The following is a 7,639-nucleotide window of genomic DNA, read 5'->3' on the forward strand; positions in this document are numbered from 1 at the left end:
GGCCCAACTGAGACCGCTGGCGGCAAAACGACAGAGGTAATCACCGGCACTGCTGTGGCCAGTACCCAGGCTGCGGGCGATCTTGCGCACGGACAGGCCGCAGTCGAACTTGAGGCGCAACACCTCTCGGATTTTACGCATGGATAAACGCTCCACGACGACCTCTTCGCTTCGAAAAAGAGGTCGATGGTAGTGAATAAATCCTGCGTAGCTGCCTGCCTGAAAAGTGTCCGGATGGCCGTGGAATCGGTGTCCGGATGCTCGTGGAGTGAGTGTCCGGATCAGCGTGGAATCACTGTCCGGATGTGCGTGGAATGGGTGTCCGAGTCAGCGTGGAATCCGCAGCCTTGTTATGCAAAAGAGTGCCAATCAGTGCACATTTGGGCGAAGATTAGGCCCAAGGATGAGCCCCGCAGGCTCAAGCACTGAAATGGGTTTCCTCCAGGAAATCGACCAGGCAATGGTCTGCTGCACACAGGGGAAGGGACTTAGTGAGCTACAACGAAGACACTTTGGTTCAGCAAACCACTGCTGACTATCTGCGTGACGAACTTGGCTGGCAGTCTGTACTGGCCTACAACGAAGAAACCTTTGGCCCCGAAGGTACCCTGGGGCGCTTGAGCGACCGCGAGATTGTGCTGACCCGCTACCTGGGCGAAGCCTTGCTTGACCTCAACCCAGGGCTTCCAACGACTGCGTATCGCGAAGCCATACGCATCATCGCCGAGCGCACTGCTACCCAATCTCAGATGCTCACAAATCGTGATAAGCATCATCAGCTGCTCGATGGCGTGCAGGTGAGCTTTCACAACGACAAGGGCGAGCTGAAAAAACAGCGCCTGCGCGTATTCAACTTCGACGAACCAGAGAAAAACCACTTCTTGGTGGTACGCGAACTGTGGGTACGTGGCGATCTCTACCGACGCCGCGCCGACATCGTGGGCTTTGTGAATGGCATCCCGTTGCTCTTCATGGAGCTAAAAAATCTCAACAAAGATATTCGCGCCGCTTACGAGCAAAACCTGGCCGACTACCAGGACACAGTGCCGCATCTGTTCGACCACAACGCCTTCATCGTGCTGGCCAACGGGGTGGACGCCAAGATTGGTTCACTGGGTAGCAAGTTCGAGTACTTCCATGAATGGAAGCGCCTAGACGAATCAGAGCCTGGTGCGGTGGATATGGAAACCCTGCTCAAGGGGGTCTGTAGTAAGCGCAACCTGCTCGATCTGTTCGAGAACTACATTCTGTTCGATGAGTCATCGGGCAAGCTGGTCAAAATCGTCGCTCGCAACCATCAATTCCTCGGCGTGAACAAAGCGATTCTAGCGGTGCATAACCGTGAAGAACTGGAGCGACGACTGGGAGTTTTCTGGCATACCCAAGGGTCGGGCAAGAGTTATTCCATTGTCTTTTTCGTGCGCAAGGTACACCGCCTACTGGGCGGCAATTTCACCTTCCTGGTCTGCACTGATCGCGATGACCTGGACAGCCAGATCTACAAAACCTTTGCCGGCTGCGGGCTAGCGGACCACGACAAAGATCCCTGCCGTGCTGAAAGTGGCGACCACTTACAGGCACTGCTTGGCCAGCACAAATCAGTGCTGTTCACCCTAATCCAGAAATTCAACAAAGATGTCGATCCGAGCAAGCCTTACTCGACCCGTGACGACATCATTGTGGTGACCGACGAAGCTCATCGCACCCAATACGGTCGCCTGTCCCTGAACCTGCGCAATGCCCTCCCCAATGCCAGCTTTATCGGCTTCACCGGCACCCCGCTGTTCAAGGACGACGAAATCACCCGGCGCGTATTTGGCGAATACCTGTCGACCTATGACTTCAAGCGTGCGGTCGACGATAAAGCCACCGTGCCCCTGTTCTATGACGCCAGGGGCGAAAAATTACAGATCGCCACCACTGACCTGAACGAACGCATCGCCGCCAAGCTGGAAGAGCTTGAGATTGATGACATTGACGTTCAGCAGCGGCTGGAGCGCGAATTAAAGCGCGAGTATCACATCATCACCGACGGCCATCGCCTGGAGCACATAGCAGCCGACTTCGTAGAGCATTACTCAACGGGTTGGGAAACCGGCAAAGCCATGCTGGTGTGTATCGACAAAGTCACCTGTGCCCGCATGCACGCGCTGATTGCCGACCGCTGGCAGGAACGTATCAATCAGCTGGAAAAGCAGCTGAGCAGTGCGAGCGATGAACAAGAACTGATCTTCCGCGAGCGGCAATTAGCCTGGATGCGCGAAACCTTGATGGCCGTAGTGGTCAGCGAAGAACAAGGTGAGGTCGACAAGTTCAGCAAGTGGGGCATCGACATCAAACCCCACCGCAAGCTGATGAAAGAAGGCTTTGAACTGGACGACGGCAAACGCCTGGATATGGAGTCTGCCTTCAAGCGTGAGACCCACCCATTCCGCGTCGCTATCGTTTGCGCCATGTGGCTCACCGGCTTCGATGTGCCAAGCCTTTCCACGCTGTATCTGGACAAGCCATTAAAGGCCCACACGCTGATGCAAGCCATTGCCCGCGCCAACCGGATCAATGAGGGCAAAAACAACGGTCTGATCGTCGACTACTGCGGCATCCTCAAGAACTTGCGCAAAGCACTCGCCACCTTCGCTACAGGCTCGGATGATGATGGCACTGAGGATGATCCCGCCCGCCCCAACGAAGAGTTATTAGCTGAGATGGCGGAGGCGATAGACCTGGTCAGAGACTACCTCAGTGAGCATGACTTCAAGCTAGCCGACATCACCGAGAAAACCGGCTTCGCCCGCAACGCCGCGATTGTTGCCGCCAAGGAAGCGATCAACGCTAACGACCAGACTCGCAAGCGCTTTGAAATCCAAGCGCGTGAGGTCTTCAAAAAATTCAAAGCCTGCCTGACCATTCCCGGCGTTAACGACTTCCGCAACGATGTAGGTGCCATCAACATCATCTACAAAAGCCTGCAAAAAGACCGCGACCAGGCAGATATATCTGACCTTATCCGCCAGCTGCACGAGGCTATGGATGGTGCCATCGCTAGCCAAGGCCTGCCGCAGAAGGAAGACCATACGGTCTACGACATCAGCAGCATCGACTTTGACCTGCTCCGTCGCGAGTTCGAACGAAGCCCTGCGAAGAAGACCACAGTACAGAACCTAAAACAGGTCATCGAAAACAAGCTGGCCAAGCTGCTCGCCCAGAACCCGCTGCGTACCAACTTCCAGCAGCACTATGAAGAAATTGTCGCCGCGTACAACAGCGAGAAAGATCAGCAGACTATTGAACACAGCTTCAACGTATTAAGTAAATTTCTCGAAGCCCTTACAGATGAAGAAAGTCGGGCCATACGCGAAGGTTTGGATCAGGAAACCCTCGCAATCTTCGATCTAATGAAGAAACCAGACCTCGACAAAAAAGGGATTAATCAGATCAAAAAAATAGCAAAAGAGCTTCTAGAAACCTTAAAGAAAGAGAAGCTAAGAATCGAAAATTGGCGTGAAAAAGAAAGCACACGGGATGCGGTTCAAATAGCAATTCGCGACTTTCTTTGGGATGAAAAAACTGGCCTACCCGTTGACACATATAACGAGGACGAAGTTATTTTCAAAGCAGGTGAAATTTACAAGCACGTTTTCACAGCTTACCCATCCTTACCCTCTCCACTATTTTAAGAAGCACAGCCTACACAAGGAAGAAAAATGAAATTAGGCATTCTCCATCTTAGCGACATACACATAAAAAACAAAGAAGACAAAGTCCTTGGAAAGGCAGCCCAGATAGCAGCTGCGTGTTACAACACAGCAAAAGAGTCAGACCTAACCCTTATCACAATCACTGGCGACATAGCATACAGCGGAAGCAAAGAGCAGTACGAACTAGCAGAAAAACTCTTAAAGGAAATTCAGTCATACATACTTGATGAGTCTGGAAAATCACCTGAAATAATCGTAACTCCAGGAAATCACGACTGCATACTTATTCCAGAGACCCTTCCTCGAAAACTAGCAATCAGAAACATTGTCGCCAACCCTGAGGAAGCAAGCGACCCAGAGGCGATTGAAATATGCACAGCAGTTCAGGAAAACTTTTTCTTATTCAGGAAAAACATAACCAGAGCAAAACCAATATTTGAGGATAAGCTCTGGTGTGAATATGAAATTGATATCAGTGGTAACCCAATCAGAATCTCTGCAATTAATGCTGCCTGGATGTCACGCATCCCTGAGACCCAAGGCGAGTTGGTCTTCCCAATTGATAACTACATCGAGATAATCGAAGCACCCTCAAATTTAAGAATTTCGCTAATACATCACCCACTAAACTGGTATTGCCAGGCAAGCTATCACCCACTAAAGAAGACATTACGCACACACTCAAATGTAATTCTTTCTGGCCACGAGCACTCATTTGGATCAGAAGAAGTAATTGATTCCGAAAATGGAAGCATACTAATTTTCGAAGCACCAGCTTTACAGCCTCACGACGAACAAAACTCGGAGTGCTCATGTTTGCTTTTCAACATACATGAAAACACAGTAGTCGAACGTAGGTTCAGTGTGTCCGGTGCAACACCACAACTCCTTAAAGAAGAGATTGTTCATCAGCTAAAAATCTCTGAACAAAGCTTAAAAGGCAAATATCGCCTACTGCCGGCCTTCGTAGAAACGCTCTCCGATCCTGGTGGAAACTTTACGCACCCAGAAAGAAACAAAATATTAGCAGAAGATGTTTTCCTTTACCCGGAACTAAAAGACAACACCGGCGAAGAAGAAAGCAAAACAATTTATGCCGACAAAATAATCCAAGCAAGCACAGAGGGAGACAAGACACTTTTGCTTGGCGAAGACGAGGCAGGAAAAACATTCCTCCTTAAAAGAATATTCTTAGACCTACACAGCCAAGGCCTTATACCTTTATACATAAAAGCCACGGACCTTACCTCTGTAAGCGACAGAGAGCTTGATAAAAAAATCGCCGCACTTGCAGAAAATCAATACTGCCAAGCAGAAGAAATCAACTACGCACCAAAGAAAAACAAGATAGCAATTGTCGATGATATAGACAGAATATCCGGCGGCGCACGATCTCAATTAAAGTTAATACAGCACTTAGAAAAAAACTTTTCATCGATATACGTAACTGCAAATTCAAGATACCAGATAAGCGAACTAGTGGATGTTGACGCCGCTGAATCATTAGCAGATTTCTCGACATATACAATCAGGCCTTTCGGCCTAAGCATGAGACACAAGCTCATTAAGAAATGGTGTTTGCTTGGGGACGTGTCAACCAAAACAGCTCTTGATGCACGTGTACATGACGTTGAACGCCTTATTACAACAATTATTGGCAAAAATCTGATTCCAGCAAAACCAATATACCTATTAATCCTCTTACAAAGTAGCGAACAGAAACAACAAGGAGAACTACAAAATAGCAGCTTCTCCCATTATTACGAGTACTTGATAGTTAAAAGCCTGAAAGAAGCAGGCTTTAGAGCTGACCGTCTAAACGAAATGTTCAACTACCTTGCAAATCTTGCCTGGGAATTTAAAGAACGAAACTCGAAAGAACTAAGCACCAATGAATTCAAGGAATTCAACAGCAAATTCTCTTCCGAATACACCTCTGTAGATTTCGAACCTCGGATTGAGATACTAACAAAATCCAAAATACTCTTACAAAATGGCGGAGGTTATAAGTTCAACTACTCCTACATATATTACTTATTTATTGGGAAGTACTTAGCAGACAACCTTCACAAAGACTCAATAAAAGAAAAAATCACAGAATACTGCCTCGACCTTCACAAGAGAGAAAACGCCAACTCCATAATGTTTCTAACCCACCACAGAAACGACCCATGGGTTGTTGAACAAATCACAGACAACTTGAAAACATGCTTCTCAGACAAAACGCCACTTGAATTAAATGGCGACGTAAAAGCGATAAATGAATTTGTCGAAACCGCCTCACAACTCTTAATCGAAGAAATTGATGTTGATCGCAACCAAGAGCAACAGAGAGAGCTGGCTGACACTATTTCCGAGAATGAGTCGGACGAGCAAGCAGAACAAACTACCAGCGGAACCGTTAATGACGCTCTGTCACTAACATCTAAACTTCACAAATTAACAAAGACATCTGAAATTCTTGGGTTAATAACCAGAAATTATTACGGTTCAATTGAACGCTCACGCAAAAATGAATATTTAAAACAAATATTCGACGGCACCCTCCGCTCCCTGAAAGCTATTTTCTCAGGAATTGAAGAGCAGCCAGAGGCTTTTATATCAGAGCTAGAGCGCGCAATTGAAGAGGCAAGACCAGGCTTGACGGCCGAACAACGAGTTGAGCATGCCAAGAAATTTGCTTTCCAAATAACCGGACTCATCTGTACCGGATTTATTGCGAAATCTGCCCAATTTGTAAGCTCTGACAAAATCAGAGAGGACATTTTCACCTTAGTAAATGAAAATCCAACTAATTCATACCGGCTGATTGGCGCCGCAACCTACCTTACACAACCTGGAAATCTTCCTTTTACCGAAATAGATAACCTAGCCAAAGCACTCAAAGACAACCCTTTCGCGTTCACGATATTACAGAGCCTAGTTTTTTACCACTTACACATGTTCCACACCTCCGAGTCAGATAAGCAACGACTTGCCTCACTAGTTAAAATAAGCCTCAGCCAATCAAGAGCCATCGATCTGAAAACAAGAAAAAGCAAATTAATCAAAAACAACTAAATAATCATACAACCCTCTTTAGGAAACTCTATTCAGAGATAGCCCCCATAGAGGGTTGCATCATTCATTACCTATTAAAGCCTGAAGATTAATTTCTCCACTTATTACCCCCTGAAACAGGGATAGTTTATGTACCACTCACCCCGCATACTCGGTCATTTTTCCCGTCGTTTTCTTCTGGCTCCAGCGCATTGTTGTAATCGTGCGGCAAAGTAATGAGCTTGGGCACCTCAATAACGTACCCGGCAGCGATCATTTCTGCCTCGATCTCTTCTGTGATGAACAAGGGTTCCGTGATTTCGTGCGTGCTCATGAGCCTTCCTTTTCAGTCGTGGCATTGACGAATGTAGCGGCAAAATTCAGTAGGCTCGATTTTAGCCGCTAAAGTTTTCAGGTGGCCGAGCTGCGATCACGGTTCACGAACTGGGCTATCTCGTCATCCATGTCGCTGTCGCCCTGCCCCGCTGCTGACAGGCTGTCCCCTTCAAAAGAAGGCTCTCCTTCGATTGCTGATGCGAGCTGACCACCGATAGTCTGGCTGGCTTTCTCCTGAAAGTTGCTGGCGGCCTCGCAGGCCTTTTCTTTGATCAGGCTGCCTCCCCCGGTGTCAGGCTAGTTGTCGCCTGAGCTGATTTATCAAAACGATAGATCGGGGGCGTCAAAGAGAGCTGTAATGTCGAGCTATTCACCTGAGCGTAAAGCGGCCCTTATCCGTAAATTACTGCCGCCGCAAAACATGTCCGTGGCCGAGTTGTCGCGCCAAGAAGGCATCTCCCAAGCCACCCTGTATGCTTGGCGCACAAAGCTCAAAGCAGGAGGCGCGGTAGTGCCCGGAGACAAGAACAACGCCGATGACTGGCCGGCCGAAGCTAAGTTTGCGG

4 protein-coding genes are annotated in these 7,639 nt (G+C 48.3%); 3 read left to right on the forward strand and 1 reads right to left on the reverse strand.

Annotated features, from left to right (window positions below; all coding sequences use genetic code 11):
• Positions 1-491: 491 nt before the first annotated feature.
• Positions 492-3,677: a type I restriction endonuclease subunit R gene (locus SOP97_RS09335; protein ID WP_322949034.1), complete on the forward strand. Its 3,186-nt coding sequence runs from the start codon at positions 492-494 to the stop codon at positions 3,675-3,677.
• Positions 3,678-3,704: 27 nt separating this feature from the next.
• Positions 3,705-6,758 carry an STAND family AAA ATPase gene (locus tag SOP97_RS09340; protein ID WP_322949035.1) on the forward strand — a complete coding sequence of 1,018 codons (3,054 nt, stop codon included), beginning with the start codon at positions 3,705-3,707 and terminating at the stop codon, positions 6,756-6,758.
• Positions 6,759-6,885: 127 nt separating this feature from the next.
• Here the strand turns inward: SOP97_RS09340 and SOP97_RS09345 are convergent, their stop codons facing one another.
• Positions 6,886-7,071 carry a hypothetical protein gene (locus SOP97_RS09345; RefSeq protein WP_322949036.1) on the reverse strand — a complete coding sequence of 62 codons (186 nt, stop codon included), beginning with the start codon at positions 7,069-7,071 and terminating at the stop codon, positions 6,886-6,888.
• A gap of 360 nt (positions 7,072-7,431) precedes the next feature.
• Here SOP97_RS09345 and SOP97_RS09350 point away from each other — a divergent pair.
• Positions 7,432-7,639 (forward strand): transposase (locus tag SOP97_RS09350; protein WP_322949037.1); only part of this gene is annotated, 208 nt, incomplete at its 3' end.

The sequence above is a fragment of the Pseudomonas spirodelae genome (genome assembly GCF_034653255.1).
Lineage (GTDB): Bacteria > Pseudomonadota > Gammaproteobacteria > Pseudomonadales > Pseudomonadaceae > Aquipseudomonas > Aquipseudomonas spirodelae.